Source organism: Streptomyces sp. H27-C3 (genome assembly GCF_030063415.1).
GTDB lineage: Bacteria > Actinomycetota > Actinomycetes > Streptomycetales > Streptomycetaceae > Streptomyces.
Genome location: NZ_JASITA010000018.1, coordinates 28,008 through 53,177, shown reverse-complemented (window position 1 = coordinate 53,177; position 25,170 = coordinate 28,008). Strand labels below are relative to the sequence as shown.

Annotated in this window: 20 protein-coding genes and 8 pseudogenes; 14 read left to right on the top strand and 14 right to left on the bottom strand. The window is 69.9% G+C overall.

Annotated features, from left to right (window positions below; genetic code table 11):
- Window positions 1-83: 83 nt before the first annotated feature.
- The 3 genes from QMK30_RS19500 to QMK30_RS19490 form a co-directional block, all read right to left on the bottom strand.
- Entirely contained in the window at window positions 84-1,130 is a 1,047-nt protein-coding gene (locus QMK30_RS19500) for a lactonase family protein (protein ID WP_283519565.1), read from the bottom strand.
- Window positions 1,131-1,194: 64 nt separating this feature from the next.
- Window positions 1,195-2,316, bottom strand: a complete 1,122-nt coding sequence (locus QMK30_RS19495; protein WP_283519564.1) for a nitric oxide synthase oxygenase — start codon at window positions 2,314-2,316, stop codon at window positions 1,195-1,197.
- Between the two features lie 461 nt (window positions 2,317-2,777).
- Window positions 2,778-3,350: a tetratricopeptide repeat protein gene (locus QMK30_RS19490; protein ID WP_283519648.1), complete on the bottom strand. Its 573-nt coding sequence runs from the start codon at window positions 3,348-3,350 to the stop codon at window positions 2,778-2,780.
- Window positions 3,351-3,648: 298 nt separating this feature from the next.
- Between QMK30_RS19490 and QMK30_RS19485 the strand changes: the two are divergent.
- A pseudogene (locus QMK30_RS19485) lies at window positions 3,649-3,819 on the top strand (molybdopterin-dependent oxidoreductase); the annotation flags it as partial.
- Between the two features lie 20 nt (window positions 3,820-3,839).
- Here QMK30_RS19485 and QMK30_RS19480 read toward each other — a convergent pair.
- Window positions 3,840-4,259, bottom strand: coding sequence for a TOBE domain-containing protein (locus QMK30_RS19480; RefSeq protein WP_283519563.1), 420 nt, complete (start codon window positions 4,257-4,259; stop codon window positions 3,840-3,842).
- A gap of 282 nt (window positions 4,260-4,541) precedes the next feature.
- Between QMK30_RS19480 and QMK30_RS19475 the strand changes: the two genes are divergently transcribed.
- The 7 genes and pseudogenes from QMK30_RS19475 to QMK30_RS19445 all read left to right on the top strand — a co-directional run.
- Entirely contained in the window at window positions 4,542-4,937 is a 396-nt protein-coding gene (locus QMK30_RS19475; RefSeq protein ID WP_283519562.1) for a TOBE domain-containing protein, read from the top strand.
- Window positions 4,938-5,076: 139 nt separating this feature from the next.
- Window positions 5,077-5,883, top strand: a complete 807-nt coding sequence (modA, locus tag QMK30_RS19470) for a molybdate ABC transporter substrate-binding protein (RefSeq protein WP_283519561.1) — start codon at window positions 5,077-5,079, stop codon at window positions 5,881-5,883.
- 81 nt (window positions 5,884-5,964) lie between these two features.
- Window positions 5,965-7,914, top strand: a complete 1,950-nt coding sequence (locus tag QMK30_RS19465; protein WP_283519560.1) for an ABC transporter permease — start codon at window positions 5,965-5,967, stop codon at window positions 7,912-7,914.
- A 70-nt stretch (window positions 7,915-7,984) separates the two neighbouring features.
- A pseudogene (locus tag QMK30_RS19460) lies at window positions 7,985-8,086 on the top strand (LysR family transcriptional regulator); the annotation flags it as partial.
- Between the two features lie 148 nt (window positions 8,087-8,234).
- Window positions 8,235-8,432 (top strand): annotated as a pseudogene (locus QMK30_RS19455) (LysR substrate-binding domain-containing protein); the annotation flags it as partial.
- A gap of 88 nt (window positions 8,433-8,520) precedes the next feature.
- Window positions 8,521-8,928: a LysR substrate-binding domain-containing protein gene (locus tag QMK30_RS19450; RefSeq protein ID WP_283519559.1), complete on the top strand. Its 408-nt coding sequence runs from the start codon at window positions 8,521-8,523 to the stop codon at window positions 8,926-8,928.
- Between the two features lie 123 nt (window positions 8,929-9,051).
- Window positions 9,052-9,687 (top strand): annotated as a pseudogene (locus QMK30_RS19445) (NAD-dependent formate dehydrogenase); the annotation flags it as partial.
- 9 nt (window positions 9,688-9,696) lie between these two features.
- Here the strand turns inward: QMK30_RS19445 and QMK30_RS19440 are convergent.
- Window positions 9,697-11,205: an FUSC family protein gene (locus tag QMK30_RS19440; RefSeq protein ID WP_283519647.1), complete on the bottom strand. Its 1,509-nt coding sequence runs from the start codon at window positions 11,203-11,205 to the stop codon at window positions 9,697-9,699.
- A gap of 230 nt (window positions 11,206-11,435) precedes the next feature.
- Here QMK30_RS19440 and QMK30_RS19435 point away from each other — a divergent pair, with 230 nt between their 5' ends.
- Window positions 11,436-11,918 (top strand): Lrp/AsnC family transcriptional regulator, encoded by a 483-nt coding sequence (locus tag QMK30_RS19435; protein WP_283519558.1) that lies wholly within the window; start codon window positions 11,436-11,438, stop codon window positions 11,916-11,918.
- 24 nt (window positions 11,919-11,942) lie between these two features.
- Entirely contained in the window at window positions 11,943-12,647 is a 705-nt protein-coding gene (locus QMK30_RS19430; RefSeq protein ID WP_283519557.1) for an HAD family hydrolase, read from the top strand.
- 205 nt (window positions 12,648-12,852) lie between these two features.
- Here QMK30_RS19430 and melC2 read toward each other — a convergent pair whose 3' ends face one another.
- Both melC2 and melC1 read right to left on the bottom strand, forming a co-directional pair.
- The gene (gene melC2, locus QMK30_RS19425; RefSeq protein ID WP_283519556.1) at window positions 12,853-13,680 is read right to left on the bottom strand and encodes a tyrosinase MelC2; all 828 of its coding nucleotides are present in this window, start codon (window positions 13,678-13,680) and stop codon (window positions 12,853-12,855) included.
- A gap of 63 nt (window positions 13,681-13,743) precedes the next feature.
- Window positions 13,744-14,151 (bottom strand): apotyrosinase chaperone MelC1, encoded by a 408-nt coding sequence (gene melC1, locus QMK30_RS19420; RefSeq protein ID WP_283519555.1) that lies wholly within the window; start codon window positions 14,149-14,151, stop codon window positions 13,744-13,746.
- Between the two features lie 531 nt (window positions 14,152-14,682).
- Between melC1 and QMK30_RS19415 the strand changes: the two genes are divergently transcribed.
- Window positions 14,683-17,247 (top strand): polysaccharide lyase family 8 super-sandwich domain-containing protein, encoded by a 2,565-nt coding sequence (locus tag QMK30_RS19415; protein WP_283519554.1) that lies wholly within the window; start codon window positions 14,683-14,685, stop codon window positions 17,245-17,247.
- 198 nt (window positions 17,248-17,445) lie between these two features.
- On the opposite strand, the pseudogene QMK30_RS19410 reads toward QMK30_RS19415, so the two are convergent.
- Window positions 17,446-17,852 (bottom strand): annotated as a pseudogene (locus QMK30_RS19410) (LLM class flavin-dependent oxidoreductase); the annotation flags it as partial.
- A 47-nt stretch (window positions 17,853-17,899) separates the two neighbouring features.
- Window positions 17,900-18,043, bottom strand: a pseudogene (locus QMK30_RS19405) (SfnB family sulfur acquisition oxidoreductase); the annotation flags it as partial.
- Between QMK30_RS19405 and QMK30_RS19400 the strand changes: the two are divergent.
- Window positions 18,032-18,690 (top strand): annotated as a pseudogene (locus QMK30_RS19400) (LysR family transcriptional regulator substrate-binding protein); the annotation flags it as partial. The pseudogenes QMK30_RS19405 and QMK30_RS19400 overlap by 12 nt on opposite strands.
- Before the next feature lie 33 nt (window positions 18,691-18,723).
- Here the strand turns inward: QMK30_RS19400 and QMK30_RS19395 are convergent.
- Window positions 18,724-19,146, bottom strand: coding sequence for a secondary thiamine-phosphate synthase enzyme YjbQ (locus tag QMK30_RS19395; RefSeq protein ID WP_283519553.1), 423 nt, complete (start codon window positions 19,144-19,146; stop codon window positions 18,724-18,726).
- Between the two features lie 115 nt (window positions 19,147-19,261).
- On the opposite strand from QMK30_RS19395, the gene QMK30_RS38810 reads away from it, so the two are divergent.
- Entirely contained in the window at window positions 19,262-19,345 is an 84-nt protein-coding gene (locus QMK30_RS38810; RefSeq protein ID WP_434600287.1) for a putative leader peptide, read from the top strand.
- A 638-nt stretch (window positions 19,346-19,983) separates the two neighbouring features.
- On the opposite strand, the gene QMK30_RS19385 is transcribed toward QMK30_RS38810, so the two are convergent.
- Window positions 19,984-20,274, bottom strand: a complete 291-nt coding sequence (locus tag QMK30_RS19385) for a hypothetical protein (protein ID WP_283519655.1) — start codon at window positions 20,272-20,274, stop codon at window positions 19,984-19,986.
- Window positions 20,275-20,350: 76 nt separating this feature from the next.
- On the opposite strand from QMK30_RS19385, the gene QMK30_RS19380 reads away from it, so the two are divergent.
- Entirely contained in the window at window positions 20,351-21,472 is a 1,122-nt protein-coding gene (locus QMK30_RS19380) for an NAD(P)-binding domain-containing protein (RefSeq protein ID WP_283519552.1), read from the top strand.
- A gap of 3 nt (window positions 21,473-21,475) precedes the next feature.
- Here QMK30_RS19380 and mltG read toward each other — a convergent pair whose 3' ends face one another.
- From mltG to QMK30_RS19365, 3 genes and pseudogenes are all read right to left on the bottom strand, one after another.
- Window positions 21,476-22,282, bottom strand: a complete 807-nt coding sequence (gene mltG, locus QMK30_RS19375; RefSeq protein WP_283519551.1) for an endolytic transglycosylase MltG — start codon at window positions 22,280-22,282, stop codon at window positions 21,476-21,478.
- A gap of 350 nt (window positions 22,283-22,632) precedes the next feature.
- A pseudogene (locus QMK30_RS19370) lies at window positions 22,633-23,240 on the bottom strand (hypothetical protein).
- Between the two features lie 58 nt (window positions 23,241-23,298).
- Window positions 23,299-25,110 carry an ABC transporter ATP-binding protein gene (locus QMK30_RS19365; protein WP_283519550.1) on the bottom strand — a complete coding sequence of 604 codons (1,812 nt, stop codon included), beginning with the start codon at window positions 25,108-25,110 and terminating at the stop codon, window positions 23,299-23,301.
- Window positions 25,111-25,170: the final 60 nt, after the last annotated feature.

The following is a 25,170-nucleotide window of genomic DNA, read 5'->3' as shown; positions in this document are numbered from 1 at the left end:
CTCATCACTCGGTGCGGGCCCTTCACGCGTTCCTCGTGCCGCTCCTGGGGCTTGTGCGGGCCTGTGCACCCGCGCGACGCCCGTCAGCCGAAGACGACGCAGGAGGCCGCGGGCGCCTCGATGGAGCCCGTGCGGTGCGGGATGCCTGTCTCCTGGTCGATGTCGAACCAGGTGACGTCTCCGGAGCGCTCGTTGGAGACGTACAGCCGACGTCCCGTCGGGTCCAGCGTCAGGTCGCGGGGCCAGTGGCCGCCGCACGGCACCGTCGTGACCAGCTCCGCCTTGGCGCCGGTCGCGTCGAGTGCGAGGACGGCGATGCTGTCGTGACCGCGGTTGGCCGCCCACAGGAACCGCCCGTCGTGCGCGGAGACCACCTCGGAGGGGTGCACCTCTCCCTCGGTGCCGGCCGCCACCACGGGCGTCTCGTCGAGCGGTACGAGAATGCCGGACTCGGCGTCCCACCGGCAGACGGTGAGGGTGGGCTCCAGCTCGTTCAGGACGTAAGCGTGACCGCCGTCCGGATGGAAGGCCATATGGCGCGGCCCAGTGCCCGGCCGCAGCGGGGTCTCGGCGTGCACGCGTAGGGTGCCGGTGGTGGCGGTGAGGTCGCCGACCCGCACGGAGTCGGTGCCGAGGTCGACGCTGAGCACCCATCGCCCGCCGGGGCCGGCCAGCACCTGGTGCGCGTGCGGCCCCTCCTGACGGTCGGCGCGCGGGCCGTTGCCGCGGTGGTGCAGGACGCAGGTGGCGGCCTCCAGTGCGCCGTCCGCGCGCACGGGGAGCACGGTGACGCTCCCCGAGCCGTAGTTCGCGGTCATCAGATGCCCGGCGGCGAGCGCGAGGTGGGTGGGCGACGCACCGCCCACCGGCACCGCGCCGCCGAGCGGCCGGGGCACGTCACCGGACACGTCGAACGCCGCCGCGGCCCCGTCCTCGGTCTCGCTGACGGCGTACAGGACCGAGGAGCCGGGCGCGATCGCCAGGAACGACGGGTCCTGGACCGTGTCCGTCGCCCCGAGCCGGGTCAGCGCGCCCGTCTCACCGTCCACGGCCGCTGCGATGATCCCGTGCCCCCCTGCCGAGGTGAACGACCCTATGAATGCGCGCCCGGCCGCGTTGTTGCTGCTCACCGTGGAGCCCCTTTCCGCCAGTTGATCGTGCTGCGGGGCCGACGCTAGCAGGGCGCCGAGCGGTCTAGACCAAAGGCTCTCCCCGGGTGTGCGCCAGCGCCTCCGGGTGGTGCACGTAGGCGGGCCGCCGCTCGGTCGTGTCGTACGTCCGGTGGAAGACGGGGGTCGCCGCACCGGAGATCGGCGGCACTATCCACGACCAGTCCGCTCCCACTCCGCGCCCCTTCGCCTCCTCCCGGTCGAGATGAGTGAGGAAGCGCGACGACTCGGTGTGGTGGTCGGACATGGTGATGCCCGCACGGTCGAAGGAGTGCAGCACCGCGCGGTTGAGCTCGACGAGCGCGCGGTCCTTCCACAGCGAACGGTCGCTCGACGTGTCGAGCCCGAGCCGTTCGGCGACGCGCGGCAACAGGTCGTAGCGGTCGGTGTCGGCGAGGTTGCGGGCGCCGATCTCGGTGCCCATGTACCAGCCGTTGAAGGGCGCCGACGGGTAGCAGATGCCGCCGATCTCCAGGCACATGCAGGAGATGGCCGGCACGGCGTGCCAGCGCAGTCCCCACTCCGCACCCCAGCCGCCCTCGGGGTGGCGCAGCTCGACTTCGAGCACCGCGTCGTCCGGCAGCACGTACCAGTGCGGCGTTCCTTCACCGTCCTGGACGATCAGGGGCAGTACGTCGAAGGGTGTGCCGGGGCCGCCCGGCCAGCCCAGCCGCAGCGCGAGCGCGGTGATCCCGGCGTTGCGCGGGTCGCCGACGACGCGGCCGTCGGCCGTGGCGTAGCCCGCGTACCGCACAAGCTGTTCGTTCCAGATGCGTGGGGCGCGGCGGCCCGGGGTGTCCGGAGCGAACACGGTGATCAGCGGGCGGATCCGGCCGCCGTTGCCGGCCTCCCGCAGATGGTCCGCGGACTCCCGGGCGATGTCCGGGGCTTCGCCGAGGTCCCTGCGGTCGCGGACGCGCAGGGACCGCCAGTAGAGGCGGCCGATGCAACGGTTGCTGTTGCGCCAGGCGACGCGCGCCCCGAAGACGAGTTCCGCGGCGCTGTGCCGGTACGTTCCGGTGGCGGCGATCTCGGCCCGTACGACAGCGAGCCGGCGCTCCGTGTCGCCCGTGTCGGCGGCGGCGTGCTCCTCACGGTGGTGGAGCAGGATGAATTCCTCGGCCTGCCGGTTCAGCGTGCCGGGCACGTGGTCCGGGCTCTGCGTGTGGCCGACCGGGCACCCCACGTGCGTGTCCGGCGCCCCGGCCGGCCTCTCGCGCTGCCCGGTGTGCGGCGTGGGAGGGATCTGCACTGAGTCCTGGCCCACGAATCGACGACGGTACTTCCACATGGCGTGCACCCCCGGACTGAAGGGGATACGGACCGCTCCCGCGCGACCCGCGCCGGTCACCCCTTTGATGCCGCCGGGTTACCCCCTGGGTGCGCTGATCCACCCTGTGGATGCCGGGTACATGTGCATTGTTCAAGGACCTGCTGTCCAGGCCCCAGCTCAGGCGCTTACAAGAGGCCCGCGCGAGAGCGCGCGCAGGGGCGCTGCGAGCTCGCAGCGCCCTTTCGAGCTCATGGACGTCCCTGAGCGCCGCGTCGGCCCCGGGGTGCTTGGCGGGGCCTGTGCGGGCACGGGCCGGTATCCGGCACGCTCTGACCCTACGGGTGTCTCCTTGTCACCACCCGCAGTTGGGCGGCGAGTGCCGTGCAGGCGCGTGAGGCGTACGCGTCGCCTTCCCCTGTGTCGATGCGTCCGTTGTGGTCCTGGTCGACGAGCGGGTGCTCCTGCGCGGCAGCGATCTCGGCCCGGTCGACAACCACCAGGGCGTCGATCCGGCCGGGGTGGAGGGTCAGCCCGGTGTAGTGGTTGACCGTGAAGTTTCCCAGGGGGTGAGCAGTGGCGGCGGGAGCCGCAGCCACCGCGGACGCGCAGACCAGCAAGGCCGTTACGAGGCCGGATGCGGTGCGGCGAGAGGCCAGGTTCATCGAGTGCCGTTCTGCGGAGCATGGTGCGTGCGTGGCGTGCAGCGGGTGGAAGCGCGGGTCGATGGCCATCGCCTGGCCGAAGTCCTTGCGGGCGGCGGTCACATCCCCCAGGGCGTAGTGGACTTTTGCCCGGTGGTAGTGGAACGGAGCGCTGCGTGTGCCCAGCGCGAGTGTCTGGTCGGCGTGGACCAGTGCCTGCCTGGCACGGCCGGCGCGACGCAGGGCCCAGGCGCAGGCGTCGCGCATGGCGATGAAGAGCCTGGCGCGCACTGCGCGGCGGCACATGGTGACGGCTCTTTCCGGGGCGCCGTGATCGGCCTCGAAGAGGATCGCGTCAACGTCCGCAGAGGCTCCGCTCGCGGTACGCACCCGGTCCTGGGCGCGCAGCAGCCCGTACTGCGTTTCGGCCTGTTCCTTACGGCCGAGGGACTGCTGGAGTTCACCCAGGCCGAGGAGGTACTGGGGCAGCGGTGTGATCGCGATGGCCGTGTCGTAGTCGTCGACGGCCTGGCGGGTTTTCCCGAGAGCCGCATGGGCACGGCCCTGGGCGGAGATCGACGCCGATTTCGGCAACATCCCCGTCCTACTGGCCACCCGGCTGGACGACCAGGACCTGGACGGTGCGGGCAGCCAGCTGGTGGTGCCCGCCGACCGGTGCGGCTACATCAGCGCCATCACCCGGGTGTGGGTCGGCGCCTGGCCGATGACCGACTAGGCCGACGGCGCGGCGCCCGGTCAGACTGCGGCCAGCGAGATCTCCGTCGACTTGATCAGAGCGGTGACGGATGCACCCGAGGCGAGTTCAAGATCGGTCACAGCGTCCTTGGTGATGGCCGCGGTCAGCTCGCCGCCCTGAACGGAGATCTTGACGCTCGCCATGGCGCCGCCGGTAGCGACGTCGGTGACCGTACCGGGGATCTGGTTACGGATGCTCAGGCCCTGGACGGCGCCGGTGGCCACGGACACCTCGGTGGACTTGATCAGCGTGCGCACCGAGGTCCCCTCGGCGAGACCGAGTTCCTTGACGGCTTCGCGCGTGATCGCAGCCGTGATCTCCTGACCACCCGTCAGGCGAACCTTGACGGTGGCCATCACCTCGCCCGCGGTGACGGAGGTGACGGTGCCGGGGATCTGGTTACGGATGCTCAGGTCCATGAAGGAGGCGCCTCGCATTCATGCTGAAATGCCGGGTATTTTCCGGTCTGCATTCCTCACCCTAACCACCCTGCGGCCAACAGGTCGGCCGCCCGACGCAGGCGCGAGGCCGAACAGGCGAGTCGCCTGGCAAAGCAGAGGCAACGGGTTCGCGCCCCGCACTCACCCCGACGCAACTCCTTCGCGCGCGCTTCGGGCGATCCTCCAACTGGTCTCGCATCTGCTATGGAGTTTCACATCAGGCATTGGAAATGCAAGCTCAAAGTGCCTAACATGTGGCACATGCAGTCCTACACCATTGGGCAGGCCGCTCGTCTGCTCGGCGTCAGCCCCGACACAGCCCGCCGCTGGGCGGATGCCGGGCGGGTCGCCACCCACCGCGAGGAGAGCGGGCGCCGCCTCATCGACGGGCGCGACCTGGCCGCGTTCTCCATCGAGGTGGCTCAGAGCGGTGCCGGGGAGGACGACACGTCCTACACCTCGGCCCGCAACGCGTTCCCCGGCATCGTCACCGCCGTCAAGCTGGGCGACGTCGCGGCCCAGGTCGAGATCCAGGCCGGCCCGCACCGACTCGTCTCGCTCCTGACCCGGGAAGCGGTCGAGGAGTTGGGACTGGAAGTCGGCATGCAGGCCACCGCCCGCGTGAAGTCCACCAGCGTGCACATCGACCGCACCTGATCCGCTCCGCCACCCAAGCGACGTCGCCCTTCCCCAAGCTCTCGAACGGCCTTGAGCGGGGGAGGCCCCATTCGGCGCGGCTCACCACCATCCGCTCGGACGGCACCAGCCGGCCGCGTCCCCAAGGAGTTCCACCCTCATGTTCCTCACCTTCACCAGACGCCGTGCCGCAGCCACTCTTGTCACCGCGGGCCTGCTCCTTCCGCTGACCGCGTGCGGCAGCGACGACGACACGAAGGACTCGGCGACCAAGCCCAGCGCGTCGGCGACCGGGGCGCCGAAGGCCGATCTGACGGTGCTGGCCGCCTCCTCGCTCACCGACGTGTTCAAATCGGCCGGCGCCGCGTATGAGAAGAAGAACCCCGGTACGAAGGTGAAGTTCTCCTTCGCCGGGTCGCAGGAGCTGGCCGCCCAGGTCAAGCAGGGTGCGCCCGCGGACGCGCTGGTGACCGCGGACACCAAGACGATGGACGGGCTGAAGTCCGACACCGGAGCGCCGACCGTCATCGCCAAGAACCGCCTGGTGATCGCCACCGGCAAGGGCAACCCGGAGAAGGTCGAGAACCTCAAGGACCTCGCCGACACCAAGCTCAAGGTGGTGCTCGCCGCGCCCGAGGTGCCGGTCGGCCGCTACAGCAAGAAGATCCTCGACGCCCAGAAGATCGACGTGAAGCCGGTCTCCCAGGAGCCCAACGTCCGCGCCGTCCTCAGCAAGGTCGAGCTCGGCGAGGCCGACGCCGGTCTCGTCTACAAGACCGACGCGGCCACGGCCACCGACAAGGTCGAGGCGATCGACATCCCCGACGCGCAGAACGCCGTGGCCTCCTACCCGGCCGCCACCCTGAAGACGTCCAAGCACAGCGAGGCCGCGACCGCGTTCGTGGCGTGGCTGTCCACCCCCGAGGCGCAGAAGATCCTCGCGGACGCCGGCTTCCAGCAGCCGTAACCGACAGGTGTTTGTGCGCGTGGCCCCGGCTGCATGAAGCCAAGGCCACGCGCACCGGTCTTCCAGCCTCAGGACACGACGATGAAACGCCTCCCCCGCCGCACCACGGGCCCCCGCGCACCGATCGCCCTGGCGATCCCCGCGCTCCTGGCCATCGCCTTCCTGTTGCTGCCCCTGATCGGGATCCTCGCCCGTACCTCCTGGGGCGGACTCGGCTCTCACCTGACCAGTGAAGGCACGACTCAAGCGCTGACGTTGTCGCTGGTCGTCTCCGCGTGGGCCTTGGGCCTCTCCATCGTCTTCGGGGTCCCGCTGGCCTGGCTGCTGGCCCGTGTCGACTTCCCCGGCAAGGCGTTCGTCCGTTCCCTGGTCCTGCTGCCGATGGTGCTGCCTCCCACGGTCGGCGGCGTCGCTCTCCTCCTCGCCTTCGGTCGGCGCGGCCTCCTCGGGCCGTGGATGGAGGACACCTTCGGCATCACGCTGCCCTTCCACACCTCCGGCGCCGTCCTCGCCGCCACGTTCGTCGCGATGCCCTTCCTGATCATCAGCCTCGAAGGGGCGCTGGGCGGGCTCCGCCCGAGTTACGAGGAAACAGCAGCCTCCCTGGGGGCCTCGCCGGTACGGGTGTTCTTCACCGTCACCCTGCCCATGGTCGCCCCCGGACTCGCGGCGGGCGCAGCGCTCACCTGGGCGCGAGCCCTGGGCGAGTTCGGCGCGACCATCACCTTCGCCGGCAATCTCCCGGGCACCACCCAAACCCTCCCACTCCAGGTGTACTTGCTCCTCCAGGACAACCCGGAAGCCGCCACCTCGGTCTCCCTGCTCCTGCTGACCATCGCCATGGTCGTGCTCATCGCACTGCGCGGACGCTGGACCGGCATCCCAACTACCGCCACAGCACAGCCGCAGACTCCGACGGACGATTCCGGCCCCGCCCCGCTGAAGGACACACCTACCGCACCGGCGGTCACGTCCGGCCCCGACGGCGCAGGGGGGAGCTGGCCGCTCCACGCCACAGTCACCGGGTTCAACAGCCTCACCCTCGACGCGGATGCCGGGACCACCATCGCGGTCGTCGGCCCCAACGGCGCCGGCAAGACCACACTGCTGCGCGCACTCCTCGGCCTCACTCCGCGCGCCCACGCCGAACTCCGGCTCGGCGACACCGACGTCACCGCACTGCCCCCGCACCGCAGGGGCGTGGCCTGGGTCCCGCAGGACGGTGCCCTCTTCCCCCACATGAACGCGCTGGCCAACACCGCGTACGGGCTCCGCGCTCACGGTGTGCCGCGCGCCGAGGCCCGTCACAGCGCCCAGAAGTGGCTGGATCGCCTCGGCGTGGGCCATCTCGCGCACCGCAGACCGGCTCAGATCTCCGGAGGCCAGGCCCAGCGCGTTGCGCTCGCCCGGGCGCTGGCCGCCCGCCCCCGGCTGCTCCTGCTCGATGAACCGCTCGCCGCCCTCGACCAGACCACTCGCGCTCACGTCCGGCACACCCTTCGCCGCCATCTCGACGGCTTCGGCGGTGTATGCCTGATCGTCACTCATGACCCCGTCGAGGCCGTCGCGCTCGCCGACCGGGTCCTCGTCCTCGATGACGGGCGGGCCCTGCAGGACGCCCCGCCCACCGAAGTCACCCGCCACCCCCGCTCCCCATGGGTCGCCCGCATGCTCGGCAAGAACGCCTGGCCCGGCACAGCCACCGACGACGGCCTCCAGCTCACCGGCGGCGGCGCCCTCATTGCCGCGGACCCGCTCCCGCCCGGCACGAACTGCCTCGCGATCATCGCTCCGGAAGCCGTCGCCGTACACCGGGAAAAGCCCACCGGCAGCCCCCGCAATGTCTGGCGCGGCACGGTACGGGAGATCACCACCAGCGGCAGCCGGCTGCGTGTCCTGATCACCTCGGATCAGGCACCGGATCTCGTCGCCGAGATCACCCCGCAGGCTGTCGCCGAGCTCGGCCTCGCCGAAGGGACTCCCGTCTGGAGCAGTGTCAAAGCGACCGAAGTAACGGTAGTAGCCCTCTGAGCAGTTCCCGTCGGACGCGAACCGGGCGCAGGATGACCAACGAGTACCCGAAGGGCAAGGGGAGCCAAGCGTGTTACTGCGTCAGCTGGAATACCTGGTCGCGCTCGCCCGGGAGCGGCACTTCGCCCGCGCGGCGGCCGCCTGCTTCGTGTCGCAGCCGCCGCTGTCGGCCGCGATACGCAAGCTGGAACACGAACTCGGCGTACCCATCGTGCGCAGGGGCCGCCGCATCGAGGGGCTGCCCCCGAAGACGACCGGGCGCTGTTGTGGCACACCGGATTCTCGCCGAACGGTACGTGCTGCAACACGAGTTGTCGGCCATGCGCGGTGCGCGGACAGGGACACTGCGGCTGGGCACGATCCCCACCGCGCTGCCGGCCGCGTCGCTGCTGACCTCACCGTTCCGCTCGAGGCACCCGCAGGCACCCGTGTCCCTGCGGTCCCTGTCCTCGCGAGACATCACCCGTCGGCTGACCGAGTTCGAACTGGACATAGCCCTTACCTACCTGGACGACGACAGCCTGCACGGCGTCCGCAGGACCCCGCTCTACGAGGAGCGGTACCTGCTGCTCGTGCCCGGCGCGGGGTGCGTTGGCGGATCTCCGCGTGACGAACTGGGCACAAGTGGCGGCGCTACCGCTGCGCCTGCTCTCGCCGCAGATGCGCAACCGGCGGCTGATGGACGAGTGCTTCGCCGCCGAGGGGACAACCGTCGTACCCGCGATCGAAACGGACACCGTGGCCGGTCTGTACGCACACCTCGGAGCGGGGCAGTGGTCAAGCGTCATCTCCCACGCCTGGCTGCACATGTTCGGCGTCCCGGACAGCATGCGGGTGGTCCCCATGGCGTACCCGGCGCCCGGGCCCAATGTCGGCCTGGCCGTCGCCGACCGCAGCTCCGAGTCCCCCATGGCAAAGGCCCTCCTGGTACTCGCGCGCCGGATCCCGGTTCGCACCGCGCTCGACGAGCTCGTCGACGGCCACTTCGGCCAACACCCGTATCGGCCCGCATAGTTCTCTCCTACTCCGACATAGAAACGTTCGCTTTGCCCCCGGTCTCAGGCAGCGGGCACCGTGAGAGGCACTTCCCGCAGCAAACGGATGAGGAGCCGCCCAGCCATGGCCAAGATCCTCTGAGTGCTGTACGCCGACCCGGTCGACGGACACCCCACCAGCTACGCCCGCGACGACCTCCCGCGCATCGACCCGCTACCCCGGAGGCCAGACCACCCCCACGCCGTCCGCCACGGACTTCACGCCCGGGCATCTGCTCGGCAGCGTCTCCGGTGAACTCGGCCTGCGCTCCTTCCTGGAGAGCCGGGGACACACGCTTGTCGTCACCTCCGACAAGGACCGCGAAGGCTCAGTGTTCGACCGCGAACTCCCCGACGCCGACGTGGTGATCTCCCAGCCGTTGTGGCCCGCGTATCTCACTGCCGAGCGTCTCGCGGCGGTCAAGAACCTCAGGCTCGCGATCACCGCCGGGATCGGCTCGGACCATGTCGATCTCGACGGCGCCACAACAGGGGGTGTCACCGTCGCCGAGGTCACCTACCGCACAGCATCAGCGTCGCCGAGCACGTCGTGATGATGCCCCTCTCCCTGGTACGCAACTACCTGCCCTCCCACCAGTGGGTTCTCGACGGCGGCTGGAACATCGCCGACTACGTCGCCCGCTCCTACGACCTGGAAGGCATGCACGTCGGTACGGTCGCCGCCGGCCGTATCGGTCTCGGCGTCCTGCGCCGCCTGGCCCCCTTCGATGTCCGCCTGCTCGCGGTGCTACCGCGCAGCCGACATCCCGGTAAAGGGTGACCTCGGGATGCTGTGCAGAGGCGTAACAAGTCCGGCAAGGGCTCGCTCCAGGCCGTGCAGGTGCGTCAGGGCGGCGTGGTCCATATGCGCTGCGGCGCTTTCGGCTTTTGCCAGTATCGGGGCTGCAGAGCCTTGTGGGTTCATCAGCGCTTCCACGGCCGCCTCGACGCGCCAGCAGGCGGCTGCGAGACGGATGTCGTGTGAGGCGGCCGGATCGGCTGCCACATTGGCCAGCCCCCGCACCTCTCGCATGCACAGGTCCAGGAGTACGAGGATCTGGTGAGCCCGCGCCTTGCGTGCGCGCAACGGGTTGAACGGGTGCACCAGGGGGGCGAGTGAGAGCCTGACGCGTCCCAGGAGCAGTTCGAGTTCGGCCACGCGTGGGGCAGGGTCCACATTCGGGGTGCCGGCGAGTCGAGCGGCTGCCTCGGATGTGCAGGACTGGACACAGCGAAGGGCGCGGCGTATCCAGGCGTCGGTGGTTTCGTGGGTGGTGACCGGAAGGATCAGGAGCACCGCGAGTACCGCGCCGAGCGCTCCTACGCCGGTTTGAGCGAGGCGCAGTGCGAGGAGTTCCGCGTCGAGAACGTCGAGCATTCCGTACAGGAGGCCGGTCATCAGGGTGACCGCGAGCATCATCCAGGAATACGAGACCGCAGCTGTGTAGAAGATCGCGAAGACGCATATGGCGAGCAGAACAGCGGTAGGCAGCGGCGCGCCGTGCAGCGGCACGGCGATCCCCATGGCGACGGCGATTCCGACCAGAGTTCCGAGCACTCTCCGAAAACCACGGACGAGGGTCTCACCGCGCGACGTGGTGTTCACGAAGGCCCACCACACGGTGCCGACCGCCCAATACCAGCGGTCCTCGGAGAGGAATTGGCCAATGCCGAGCGCGAAGGCGCCGGCAATGGCTGCCTGCACCGCCTGCCGTGTCGTCACGCGTGCCAGACCTCTGCCGGCCGAGATGACCGGTACGGCCGGCACAACGACGCTCCGCTCGTAGCACCAGAACACGAAGCGCACGGCAGAGGACGACGCGAGCGCCAAGAGCAGCGAGCCGTACAGCTCCAGCAGCTGACCGGGAACCGTGTGCAAGAACTGCGTCACGAAGAAGGTCATGAACCCGAAGATCCCGAGGGCATGCCCCCGCGGCCCCCACTTACGGGCATAGACCCCAACGCCCACGATCACCAAGAACGCCGCGTTCCGCGCAAGCGGGCCGTCATGCAGCGCTGCCGCCAAGGCCAGCACGGGAAATCCGACGGCGGGTAGCAGTGCCGTAGTGACAGCCTGGCCGCGGATCGTGGGATCCGCGACGGTGAAGAGCGCGAGGAGGGCCGCAAGACCGCCCGTGATGGACGCGGTCAGCGAATGCCCGGCCAGACCGCACACCACCACTGCGAGGCCGATCCCCAGCACACCACGGGCTGCGAAGCGCAGCCGCACGCGCCCCGGGTCCGGAGCCACAAACATCCTCTTCACGACGGTCCGCCGCCCCCCTTGTTCCGCTGGGTGTCCCCGCAGGCATGGCAAAGGCGCCGCGGATCCGGAAAGCGGCTTCGTCGCCGTCCCGGCGCTGCGCGGCGCCATCAATACCCAGAGGAAAGCATCTAGTGGGTCGGTGGCTCAACTCAGCTCCCCACGACTGTGCCATTGGTACAGTCAAAGCCGCGACAGTCGAGCCACAGGGAGACCAACGGATCATGGCAGTGGACGAGCTCGACACGCGCATCCTGCGGTTGCTCATCGAGCAGCCGCGCAGCAGCGTGCGCGAATACGCCCGGATCCTCGGCATCGCGCGGGGCACTCTTCAAGCCAGGCTGGACCGGCTGGAGCGGGACGGTGTGATCACCGGAACCGGCCCGTCCCTGTCCCCCGCCGCACTCGGCCACCCGGTGCTGGCCTTCGTCCACGTCGAGGTGACCCAGGGGCATCTGGACGAGGTGGGGGACGCCCTGGCGGCCGTTCCCGAGATCATCGAGGCGTTCTCCATCACCGGCGGCGGCGATCTCTTGACGCGGGTGGCGGCGCGCGACAACGGGCACCTGGAGGACATCATCCAGCACCTGATCCAGCTGCCGGGCGTGGTGCGCACCCGCACCGAGGTGGCGCTGCGCGAGCGCGTCGCGCACCGGCTGCTTCCGCTGGTCGAGGCGGTGGGCAGGGCGGCCGGTACGTCGCGTTGATCACCGGATTGGCATGCTGGGGGTATGAGCACTCCGCGCGGCATCTCGGTCATCTTCGATCTCGACGGCACCCTCGTGGACAGCGAGCCGAACTACTACGAGTCGGGCAAGCGCCTGCTCGCCCAGTACGGTGTCGCGGATTTCCGCTGGGAGGAGCACAGTCGCTTCATCGGCATCGGCACCCGCGAGACCCTGGAAGTCCTGCGTGCGCAGTACGGGATCGAGGCGCCGCTGGACGAGATGCTGGCCCGGAAGAACCGGCTCTACCTGGAGCTGGCCCGCGTATCCACCGAGGTCTTCCCCCAGATGCTCGCGCTCGTCCAGCGGCTGCACGCCGACGGCGTCCCCATGACCGTGGCGTCCGGGTCCTCCCTCGCCGCCATTGAGGCGGTACTCGCCGGCACCGGCCTCGACGCGCTGATCACCACCGTGGTCTCCGCCGAGGAAGTCCCCTACGGCAAGCCCGCTCCCGACATCTTCCTGGAGGCCGCCCGCCGGATCGGCGCCGATCCGGCGGACTGTGTGGTCCTGGAGGACGCCGCACCCGGCGCGGCTGCGGCGCGCGCGGCGGGTATGCGCTGCATCGCCGTCCCCTATGTGCGCGGCACCGAGGGCGACCCGGCGTTCACCGCGGCCGAGTTGCTCTTCCCAGGGGGGCAGGGCGAGTTCACCGCACAGGCGGCGTACGACTGGCTCCGCCGGCCGGCGCCCGTCCCGTCAACTCCCTAGTGCCGCGCCAGGCAACATTGGCCCCGTCACGACGCCCGGCACGCGCCCCCAAGTTCTCGGCTTCGCTCGAACAGCGAAGGACCCCCTTCGCCGCACCGGCCGAAAGCCCAAGTACGGTCCAGTACGAGGACTTCCGGCCGGCACGCCGAGAGCACGCACCGGACACCGCTCCTCGACGGGCAGACGTCACCTGCCGCGGCACCAGCTACGCAACGGTGTCGAAGGTGTAGTGCTTGGTGTGGTCCACCATGTCGGCCGGCGTCACGTCGTTCCAGGGGCGCATGACGTCATGGAGGTCAACGACGTTGGCCGTCCCCGCGGCCGGCAGATAGGCGGAGTTGGGGTGGCGTGCCTGCCACTGGGCCCAGAGCCGGTCGATGAACGCGTGGTGCAGCCAGAACACCGGGTCGTTGGGCGAGACGCCGGTGGCCATCTGTCCGCCCACCCAGACGTGCACCCGGTTGTGCAGGTTGACGCCGCGCCAGCCCTCCAGATGGTTGCGGAACCCGTCCGAGGCGCTGTTCCAGGGCGCGGTGTCATACGTGGGCATGGCGAGCACGGAGTCGACTTCCGCGCGCGTGGGCAGTTGCGGCACACCCGACCCGAGGGCCCGGCGGAGGAAGCCGCGACCGTCGACCCTTACCGTGACCGGCCATCTGCCGCCACCGAAGGCGAACGGCCCTTCGGTGACCTGTCCGTCCCTGCTGCGACCTGTGCCCCCGAGAAAGTCGGGCGCCCACAGGGAGGAGGCGGCGGTGCGGTCCACCGTCCAGTCCCAGTAGGGCAGTGCGACGGTCGGGTCGACGGCCTGCAGCGCCTGCTCGAACTGTATGAGGAATCTGCGGTGCCAGGGCAGGAAGGACGGCGACCGGTGGCCCACCCGGTCCCCGTTGTCGGTGTCGCTCATGATGAAGGCGTTGTGGGTGGTGATGAACGTGTCGTACCGGCCGCTGCGCTTGAGTTCGAGCAGCGCGTCGACGAAGGCCCGCTTCTCGGTCGTGGTGAGGTTCGCCTGGTTCTTGCGTACGGTCATGAGGGTGCTCCCCGGTTCAGGAAATGGACGGCGGAATCGCGCGTTGCGGGATGCCTTGCGGGATCAGACCAGGGGGACGAGCTGGGCGCCCTGGAGCTCGATCACGGCGGCGCGGGTCACCGCGCGCGGGTTCGCGAACGTCTCGTAGTGGTTGACGACGCTGATCCACGTGCCGTCCGCGTTCCGCATGACGTGCAGTTCCTCGCCGTCGATCCGCACGGAGTAGCCGCCCCCGTGCCCCCCGTGGTGGCCTCCGCCGTCCGACGGCGCGCCCTGTATGCGACGCCCCTGGAAGGTCTCGCTGAACGACTGCGGCCCATCATGGCCGGAGTGTCCCGAGTGCTCTTCGGGATGCTGCCCTGCGGTCCGCGGGCCGGACGCGCCGGCCGTCCGCGCGAAGCCCGTCAGAGCGAGGCCGGTCAGAGCGGTCGCTGCGGCGCCCAGGGCGCGACGGCGGGTGAGTTGAGACATGGAAAATCCCCCAGATATGACTGCGCTTCGGTGGACTCGGAGGCAGAAGGCCTCGGAATCCTCGTCATTGACGGTGTGTCACCGGTGGCGTGTTCGGCTCGGTCAGGGCCGGCGCAGCCCGGTGGGCCGTCCTGGCATATGCCTACAGCCAGACGTCCGGTAAGCAGTAGTCGCAGCGGGTTGGTTCACCGCTATACGGACAGACGGGTATGCGAAGTGCAGAATTGAACGAAGCTGATCTTTCTGTCCTGGTGGCGAAACGGCGTTCCATCAGGACTTCTTGCGGAAGATGCGGCCATCTCGTGAAGGATCTCCTGCCGCACCCCAAATGGCGTGGCTGCGCTCACATTCGAAAGCTGTCCGGAATCCCCCGGCCCCACGCGGCACGTCCGCGGAGCTGCAACTCCCGTCCACAACACGCGACGTCGAGCCGCCCATGGGTGGACATGGCCACGCTGTGGACCTTGTCGCCGGCCGAGGCATCTGCTTGACTCCGCGCGCCGGAGTGTCGCCCCAACGGCGGAGGACGCCATGGAGATCAGCCGCAGATTCCTGCTGTCCGCCCTGTCCGCCGCCGGTCTCCTGACGGTGATCCCCGCGCGGCCGGCGAACGCCGCCGCCGACGGCGCGCGTCTCCTCTCCAACACCGTGGCGGTCTTTGCCGGAACCGCCGAGTCCAACGCCCGGCCGGAGACGGCCGTCAAGCTCGCCGCCGTCGAGAACAGGGCGCGGGCCCACCTCGGTTCGATGGACGCCGCAGGGCCGGACGAGCTGTTCGCGGGCCTGGCCCTCGGCGCCAATGAGGCCAATCTCAGCACCGCCTTCCGGCAGTTGTACGAGATAGCACTCGCCACCCGCATACCGGGCGGCGCCGCCCCGGATCTGCACCAAAGCGCCGCTGCGCAACGCCGGGTGCTCGACGGTCTCGTCAGGCTGCACGAGCAGTACTACGGGGACCAGTCCCGGGGCTACTACGGCAACTGGTTCCACTGGGAGATCGGCATCTCCCAGCACATCAGCAGGACCCTGGTACTCCTCGACGACCGGGTGCGGGCAGAGCGTCCCGAGCTCCTTCCCACCTACGTCGCCTCGATGGACGCGTACCTCCGCAATGGCCTCAACGGCGACGTGAACCTGGACTCGCGCTTCCACACCGGCGCCAACCTCGCCGACATCACCACCAACAGGATCCTGCAGGGCGCCCTCCTAGGTGACGAGTCACGGATCCGCAAGGCACTCACCGATCAGCTGACGGTCTTCGCCACTATCGACCCGTACCGCCTCAACCACGGTGTCACTGACGGGTATTACGCCGACGGGTCCTTCATCCAGCATGCCTCCGTCGCCTACACCGGCTCGTACGGCAAGGGGCTGCTGACCCGTATCGTCCAGACGCTGAAGATCCTCGGCGGTACGGGCTTCGCGCACGGCGCGGAACTGGTGCCGACCGTGCAGGGCTGGGTGCGGAACGGCTTCGCCCCCTTGATCTTCGAGGGCTGGATGATGGAGATCGTCAAGGGGCGGGCGGTGTCGCGTCCGGACACCGGTTACACCGATGTCACGGTGGTCGTCGAGGCCGTCGTCGACCTCTCCTCGCTCGCGAGCGGCGCCGACGCCACCGCGCTGAAGAGCTACGTCAAACACCTGCGGGCCACGTCGCGCGCCGCACTCGATCCGGCCGGTTTCGTCTCCCCGGTCAGCATCGTGCGCTACGCCGACATCCTCGGCGACGACTCGGTCCCGCCCGCGGACCTCAACCCCGCCTCGCGCAGCGTCGCCTTCAACGCCATGGACCGGAACGTGCACCGCAGGCCCGGCTACGCCTTCGCGCTGGCGCGCAGTTCCGAGCGGATCAGCAAGTACGAGTACATGAGCGGCGAGAACCTCATGCCGTGGTTCCAGGGCGACGGAGCGTACTACCTCTACCTGGCGGGGCAGGACCAGACCCGGGCGTACGGCGTCGACTACTTCACCACGGTCCCGCCGTACGGCCTCGCGGGTGTCACCGCGCCGGTCGAACAGCGGCGTTCGATCCCTGAGTTGTACGGGAAGCCGTATTACGACGACTCCGGCCACCCGCTGAACTTCACCTCCTCGTCCGCGTCGCAGAACACCTATGTGTACTTCCCGTGCGGCACCGCCCGGCACTCGGGCGGGGCGGTGCTCGGGGCGTACGGCGCGATCGGCATGGTCCAGTCCGGCGATGTCGCTCACCGCGACAAGGCGGCGGGCGTGCTGCCGGAAGACTTCGTGGCCTACCGCAACGCGACGGCGACCAAGTCGTGGTTCCTGTTCGACGACGAGATCGTGGTGCTCGCCGCCGGGGTGGGCGACACCACCGGACGCGCCGTGACCACGACGGTCGATGCGCGCACCGCCGCACCGGACGACCGGCTCGCCGTCACCGGGATGCTCCGCGACGGCCGCCCCTGGAATGGCCCCGGCACGGCCGACCTGCGCTGGCTGCGCTACGCCAACGCCACCCGGGGCGCCGCTGTCGGCTATCTCTTCCTCGATACTCCGCGGGTGAGGGTCTCTCTGGACGGGGTCACACGCAGCCGCCGGGTCGTCCGTACGTCGAACCCGGACACCGCCGTGTCCCGCACGGTCCTCGGCGTGACCTGTGACCTGGCGCCCGGAGCCCGGCCCTCCCGCCTCGCTTACGCGTTGGTGCCGAACGCGGACGAAGCGTGCCTGAGGTCCTACGGCGACCGGCATCGCGGCGACGGATCCGACGGTGATGGCCCATTGAAAATCCTGGCGAACACACCGTGCCTACAGGCCGTCACCCACACCCGGCTCGGTCTGACGGCCGTCAATTCCTTCGCGCCCGGCCGCCACGAAACCGCCGGGATGCGAGTCGAGGGACCTGCGTCGGTGATCGTTCAGCGGGTTCGGCGCGGTCCGACCACCGTCGCCGTGGCGGACCCGACCATGGGCCGGGACCAGGTCAGTGTCCTCGTCCGGGGCCGGTCCCTCAGGAAGGTCACATCGGACGACGGGATACGGGTGAGCCGGGTCCCCGGCGGAACCCGGCTGGACTTCGACACCCGTCACGCGTACGGCCGCAGCTTCACGGTCGTACTGCGGGGCTAGCGGGGTCGATCCTGGCTGGTCAGCGGGACACCCCTGCGCTGAACGGCACTTGGAGGTCGGGCTGCACGGGAAGCACGGCGGGGTGGGTCCACAGACCGGCTTCGGCCGGCAGTGGCAGCACACCCTCCCCGAACCAGTAGGCCTCCTCGACGTGCGGATGGCGCGACAGGATGAACACGTCGATGCCGAGCCGGTGGTCGCCCTTGTCGAGGAAGTCACCGTAGGCACGCTGTTCGTGGGCCTCTCCCCCGGTGACACCATTGAGCAAACAGCCTTTCGGGCGCGTGGCGTTGGAATGTCGAGGCCACCTGGGCGGCGAGGGTCGGGGATACAAAGCCGGGGCGGAAGGCGACCAGGAACTTCAGGCGTTCCGTCTCGCGCGCCAGCATCGCGGTGGTGAGCCAGGCGTCCTCGCACCAGGCCCCGGTGGAGGTGAGCGCTCCTTCGAATCCCAACTGCTCCGCCGCACGGGCGATTTGGGTGAGATACCCGAGGGTGGCGGGGCGCTCGCCGCCCGCCGCACCGGCGGGCAGGCCGTGACCACCGCCGAGGACGTGCCGGCTGTCGCCGTAGGTGGGCAGGAGCCAGTGGAAGGTGAGGCTCACTGAAATCTCCGGGTTCGGGGGCGGGTTCGGGCAACGCGCCGGTGCCCTCAGAGCAGGCCGTGGCGGGGCGGCCGGGTGCCGCTGAGGACGTAGCGGCCGATGTGCTGCACCTTCCAGCGGGCCGGATCGTGCAGGGTGTCAGTGCGCGCGTCGCGCCAGTACCGGTTCAGGTTCAGGCTCGCCAGGGCCGAGACGACCAGCACCGAAACAGCCGCATGATCCGGCTCGGCACGGTCAACTCGGCCACCGTTCCCCTGCTCGTGCCGACGATCCAGAAGTTCCGGGCGTCACACCCCGAGACCCGGATCGAGGTGACCGGAGACCAGCAGGCCGGGATCCACCGCGACCTCCTGGAAGGCAGCCTGGACCTCGGTCTCGTCAACTACCTCCAGGGCGACGACAAACCACCCGGCCTGCACACCACCGAGCTGTTGCGGGGGCGCCCCGTGGTCTGCCTGCGGACCGGCAGCCCGTTGACGGGCCCTGAGCACGGTGAGCGTCGAGGACCTGCTGGGCGAGCCCCTCATCGTGATGCGCTCCGGCTACGTCATGCACCGTTATGTCCACCGTCTGCTCGACGGGCGTGACCCGGCCTTCCCGTACTCCACCGACGGCGCGGAAATGGGCAAGTTGATGGTGGCTGAGGACCTCGGTTCCACGGTGCTGCCGGACTTCAGCATCGTCGGTGACCCGCTGGAGCGCTGCGGAGTGATCACCTAACGCCCGCCGGCGGCTGCGACGACCGATGTCCTCCTGACGCTTCAGCGCCCCCTGGCCGGCTCCGCGCCGGGGGCGGCGCACGACCCTGCGCGAGATCTTCGTGCGGCGCGCCGACGCCTACCGCAGGCAGCGCGCCAACGACCCGGGGGCGTCAGCCCAGGAAGCTCAGCCGCACCTGACGGTCGGGGTTGTCCTTGTTGGTGTCGACGAGGCAGACGGACTGCCAGGTGCCCAGCTCCAGCCGGCCGCCGACGACGGGCAGTGTCGCGTGCGGCGGCACGAGGGCGGGCAGGACATGGTCCCTGCCGTGGCCCTGGCTGCCGTGGTGGTGCTGCCAGCGGTCGTCGGCCGGGAGCAGGGTGTGCAGCGCGGCGAGCAGGTCGTCGTCGCTGCCCGCGCCCGTTTCGATGACCGCGATTCCGGCGGTCGCATGCGGAACGAACACATTGAGCAGGCCGTTCCTGCCGTGCGCCGCCTCGTCGAGGAACTGCTCAATGTCGCGCGTAAGGTCACTCACGGTCTCGTCCGAACCGGTCATGACGCGCAGGATGCGGGTGGTGAAGACATCGGACATCTCCCCATTCTCCCATCCTCGTCCAGCGGGCCGGACTGCCCATCCCTCAAGAGCCCGTGTCCGCGTGTCGAAATGGCATTGACCACGGCCCGACCGCCTCGCTACCTTCTGGCGCATGTTGCGTTCAGTAGTACTCACTACGCGCGGTCATATCGACCTGCTGCGAGTGGCCTCCGCCGCGTGTCGCCGCGGCTGCTGACGCCCTCTCATACCCTTCGCGCGCCTGCCGCGCCGCTGGCTTCCCCGCCAGTTGTCCCCACAGCGCCCCGCCTCGCTGACTCCGTGCCGTAACGCCGCGCACAACAGCTGAGGCGCGCCGCCTCCTGCCCGTGGAGCCCGCAATGAGCCTCGGCCATGCCCCGCCGGACATATATGTTAAATCCGGCTTGCCGCCGCAACCGCGCCTGCCGCATCCGACCTCGCCCCCCGGCGGCCGTCGCCGTTCGGTACCCCGCTGGCTGCGCCGCACCGTCACCCTGCTCGCCCTGTGGCAGTTGCTCAGCGCGACAGGTGTCATGCACCCCGACATCCTCGCCTCGCCCGGCACCATCGCCCGGGCCGGCGCCGACCTGATCGCCGACGGCACCCTGCCGAACGCCATGAATGTCTCGCTCCAGCGTGTCGCCGCGGGGCTGCTCCTCGGCGTCGTGATCGGCACCGCGCTGGCGCTGGTCTCGGCGCTGTCGCGGCTCGGCGAGGACCAGGGGCGCGCCGCGGTCGCCCTCGTGAACGAGCGGGTGCGACGCGGGCTGCTGCCGCGCACGCTCACGTCACCACTGAGCGTGGTGCCCGCGGCGAACGGACGGCCGGCGTCGGCTCCCGGCGGGGCGCCGCGAATCAGACGTCGGGGAGCTGATCCAGGTCGGGTTGCACCTCCACCGTGCATTCCGCATCCTCGGGCCCCACGCCCTCCGTGTCGCGCCACACGCAGATACGGACGTGATGGACGCCCGTGCCGCTGTGGTCCCACTCCGTCGCAAGCTCTCGCACCACCCCCGCGGCGACGGACTCGGCGTCCTCGGGCAGGGTGTCGGTCATGACGGTGCCCCGGTAGCGCTCACCCAGCGGACGCCAGCCGACGCTTCCGGCGGGTGCGTCCACCCGGTACACGTATTCGACGGTGGTCATTCCGGCACCGTACCCACATCGCGGGAAAGTACTTGGCGGCGGGAAGATCCACCGGCCCCGCACTGTTGGTAGAAACATGAACAACATCGGGGTGCGAGTCGCAGACGTGGACGTGGTCGTGATAGGCGCCGGGCAGGCCGGACTGTCCAGCGCCTACCATCTGCGACGCGCCGGCCTGGACCCCGACGGGGGCTTCGTGGTGCTCGACCACGCACCGCGCGCGGGCGGCGCCTGGCAGTTCCGATGGCCGTCCCTGACGTACGGGAAGGTGCACGGCATGCACGCGCTGCCCGGGATGGAGCTGACCGGCACCGACCCGAGCCGTCCCTCCTCCGAGGTCATAGGCGAGTACTTCGAGAGGTACGAGCAGGCCTTCGGGCTGCGGGTGCGCCGGCCGGTGGATGTGTCGGCGGTGCGCGAGGGCGAGAGCGGGCGACTGCTCGTCGAGACGTCCCAGGGCGTGTGGTCGGCGCGCGCCCTGATCAACGCGACGGGCACCTGGGACCGGCCCTTCTGGCCCCGCTACCCGGGCCAGGAGACCTTCCGCGGACGGCAGTTGCACACGGCGAACTACCCGGGGCCTCGGGAGTTCGCCGGGCAGCGCGTGATCGTCGTGGGCGGCGGGACCTCCGGCGTACAGCATCTGATGGAGGTGGCCGGGACCGCCGCCGCGACCACCTGGGTGACGCGGCGCGCGCCACTCTTCCGCGAAGGGCCGTTCGGCGAGGACCAGGGGCGTGCCGCGGTCGCCCTCGTGGACGAGCGGGTACGACGCGGGCTGCCGCCGCAGAGCGTCGTGTCGGTGACCGGCCTGCCGGTGACCGTGGCCGTCGCGCGGGCCCGCGCGGACGGCATCCTGGACCGGCTGCCGATGTTCGACCGGATCATCCCCGAGGGTGTGGCCTGGGACGACGGGCGCACGGTCGAGGCAGACGTGATCCTCTGGGCCACCGGGTTCCGCCCCGTGATCGACCACCTGGCGCCGCTGAAGCTGCGCGAGCCGGGCGGCGGCATCCGGGTGGACGGCACGCGTGCATGGCACGACGAGCGGGTCCATCTGGTCGGGTACGGGCCTTCGGCCAGCACTGTCGGCGCCAACCGGGCGGGGCGGGCGGCCGTGCGTGTGATCACCCGGCTGCTGGAGCGCCGGGCCGAGCCGGCGGCTGCGCCGTCCGTCGTGGCGGCGGTGTCGGATTGACCGTCAGGCGCCGCCGCTGCGGTTCCTGTTGAACTCCCGCACGTTCCTCTGCTGCTCGGCGTAGTTGTCGGTGAAGCGGGTGTCGCCCGGGGCGACGGTGACGAAGTAGAGCCAGTTCCCGGGCGGCGGATTGCGCACCGCGTCCATCGCCTGCTGCCCGGGGTTGCCGATCGGCGTCGGCGGCAGACCGGTGCGCTCATAGGTGTTGTAGGGGTGGTTGATCCTGGTGTCCTCGTGGGTGGTGTCGAGGGTGCTTCGGTTGAGCGCGTAGTTGAGGGTCGAGTCCATCTGCAGCGGCATGCCGCGGAGCAGCCGGTTGTCGACGACCCTGGCCACCTTCCCCATGTCCTCGGGGGTGTCGGCCTCGGCCTGGACGATGCTGGCGATGGTGACGGTTCGGTAGACCGTCGGCGCCGTGCCGAACTTCTTGTCCGCGGTATTGACCATGAACGACAGCAGGCTCGCGGGCGTCGACTTCTCGTCGACCGGATAGGTGGCCGGGAAGAGGAAGCCTTCCGGATTGGCCCCCGCCTCCCCCGGAAGCCTCAGCCGCGCCTTCGCGACGGCTTTCTCCGTGGTGCCGGATGCGGCTTCCAGCGCCTTGTCGACCGCGGCGTACACCTGCGGGGCGCGCCACCCCTCGGGAACCAGCAGGCTCTGCGCCCGTGCTTCGTCGCCCCCGAACAGCAGCACCGGCACAAGGACGGCGGCCGCCACCACGACCGTCGAGCCCACCACCAGCAGCAGCCGACCGCGGCGGGTCAGACGGGGCTTACGTTTGGGTCGTTTTGGCAGGGATTCGTTCTTCATGGGGCACGCTAACCCGCGCGATGCGCCGTTTTCGGGAGCCGGGAACACCGACACGAACGCAGGGAACACACGAACGGGGGATCGGGTGTTCGCTCGAACGCGTGGTCGTGGTCGTTTTCGTTGCTCGACGGCCGTGCCGCGCAAGATGCTTACGGTGTGCAAGTGACGGGCTGCATACCGTGGTTGCGCAGTCCCGCAGATGAACAAAGCACAAGGAGAACCCAAGCTCATGAACCTCATCACCGACCTTCTCGCCGGCGTCTTCCACTTCCTGGGCTGGCTGGTCTGACCGAGGTCTCACCCGGCGCCGCTACTCCCCCGTCCCAGGGGGGGTGGCGGCGCCGCCGCGTTCAGGCCTTGCGCCGCGGGCCATCGAAGGGCGGCAGCGCCGCGAATCCGGGATCGACCCGTACCGACTCCACGAGCTGGTCGAGCGTGCGCCGCACCCGCGTCAACGGGTGGTCGGGAAACTCGGCGTCCCAGCGGGCATGGGCCCCGGCGTGGAAGGGCAGCCCGCCCCGGACGTCCGGGGCGTAGGGGTGCGGTCTGAAGTACTGCTCGGGGCCGACCTTCGCCAGCACCACGGCTTCCCGCATCCCCGTCATACCGCGCTCGGGCGCCTGGATCTTGACGACGGCGGAGCAGCCGGCGCGCGGCACGGTGAGGCTCCGATGAAGACCTGGCCGTTGGGCTGTCCCGGGAGCGGCAGCTTGAGTATCTGGCGGACGGCGGGGAGCTGTCCCAGCGTCTTCAGCGAGGCTTCGATCAGCCCACCCCCGGCTTCCGCGACGAAGCCGGTGAGCGCCGCTCTCAGCGAGGGGCCGTCGTCCAGGGCTGCCGGGAGATCCGGCGGCAGCCCGAAGTAGTACAGCGACAGCAGGTCACCCGCGTTGCTCGCCCACGCGTCAGTGTCCACGGACCGGTAGCCCGGCAGTTCCACCCCATGCAGTGGTCTCATGGGCGGCGATCATTCCGTAGCCGCGGAGGCTCCCGGTGGGCGGGGTGCGTCCACCCCGTCAGGACGCGGCGGGGGCCAGCTCGGTGTCCCTGCGGACCAGGCCGGCGTACCGGCCGTCCTTCTCCAGCAGCTCCTGGTGGCTGCCGCGCTCGGCGGTCCGTCCGTGGTCGAGAACGACGATCTGGTCGGCGTCCCTGATGGTGGACAGGCGGTGCGCGATGGTGATGGTCGTACGGCCTGCCGAGAGCGCGTCGATGGCCTGCTGCACGGCGTGTTCCGTACGGGTGTCGAGGGCACTCGTCGCCTCGTCGAGGATCAGCACGGGCGGGTCGCGCAGGATGGTCCTGGCGATCGCCAGGCGCTGCTTCTCGCCGCCGGAGAATCGGTACCCCCGCTCACCGACCAGGGTGTCGTACCCGTCGGGCAGGGAGGCGATGTGGTCGTGGATCTGGGCCGCCTCGGCCGCCGCGCGCAGCTCCGCGTCGGTCGCGTCGGGCTTGGCGAAGCGCAGGTTCTCGGCGACGGAGGAGTGGAAGAGGTACGTCTCCTGGGAGACCACGCCCACCGCGCGGGCTAGGGTGTCGAAGTCCAGGTCGCGCACGTCGATGCCGTCCAGGGTGACCCGGCCGCCGGTGACGTCGTACAGCCGGGGCACCAGATAGCTGAGGGTGCTCTTGCCGGAGCCGGTGGGCCCGACGACGGCGAGGCTGGTGCCTGCGGGCACTGTGACGTCGATGCCGCTGAGCGTGTCGCCGTTCTTCTCGTCGTAGGCGAAGTCGACGCCGTCGAAGCGCACTTCGCCGCGGATCTTCTCCAGCCGGACCGGCTTGTCGACCTCAGTGATGTCCACCGGGAGGTCCAGATACTCGAAGATCCGCTGGAAGAGCGCGAGCGAGGTCTGCATCTGCACACCGGTCGAGAGCAGGCTCACGGCGGGCCGGAAGAGGCCCTGCTGGAGCGTGACGAAGGCGACGAGGGTGCCGAGGGAGACGGCGGCCCCGCCGGACTGCATGGTCAGACCCGCGGCCCAGTAGATGACGGCGGGCATCGCGGCCATGACGATGCCGATGGTGGACATCCGCCAGCGCCCGGCCATGTTGGAGCGCACTTCGAGATCGACGAGCCGCTCGGACTCGTCGGAGAAGGCCTTGGTGAGCGAGTCGGAGCGGCCCATGGTGCGGCCGAGCAGGATGCCGCTGACGGACAGCGACTCGGTGACAGTGGCGGCCATCGATGCCATCTGCTTCTGCCGGCGCGTCGTGATCCGTTTGCGCTCACGGCCGACCCGGCGGCTGATCCAGACGAATACCGGCAGCAGGAGCAGAGAGACGACGGTCAGCCGCCAGTCGAGGGCCAGCATGGCGACGACCGAGGCCAGGACCGCGGTCAGGTTGGAGACGAGGGACGTCGCAGTGGAGGTCACCGTCGCCTGCATGCCGCCGATGTCATTGGCGATGCGGGACTGCACCTCGCCGGTGCGGGTTTTGGTGAAGAAGGCCAGCGGCATCCGCTGGAGCTGGGTGTACACGGCGGTGCGCAGGTCGTGCATGACGCGCTGGCCGACCGTCGTGGATATCAGGGTCTGCAGCACGCCGAAGACACTCGTCACCACGGCCGTCAGGATCATGCCGAGGGCGAGCAGGCTGAGCAGCCCGGTGCGGCGCTGCGGGATCGCCGTGTCGAGGATCTCGCGGAGGAGGAACGGCGAGGCGACGGCGACGAGCGACGAGGCCGCGACGAGCACGCCGACGATCAGCAGGCGCCCACGGTAGGGGCGGAAGAGCCGGAGGATGCGACGCACCTGCGCGGGCTCTTCCGGCTGCGCGGGGTCACGGGGTGGGGGCGTCCAGGAGGATCGATCGGGGTTCATGGGCTCCTTCAGGGTGAGAAAGCGGGATTTCAAGAGCTTAGCTCATTGTTACCCATACTC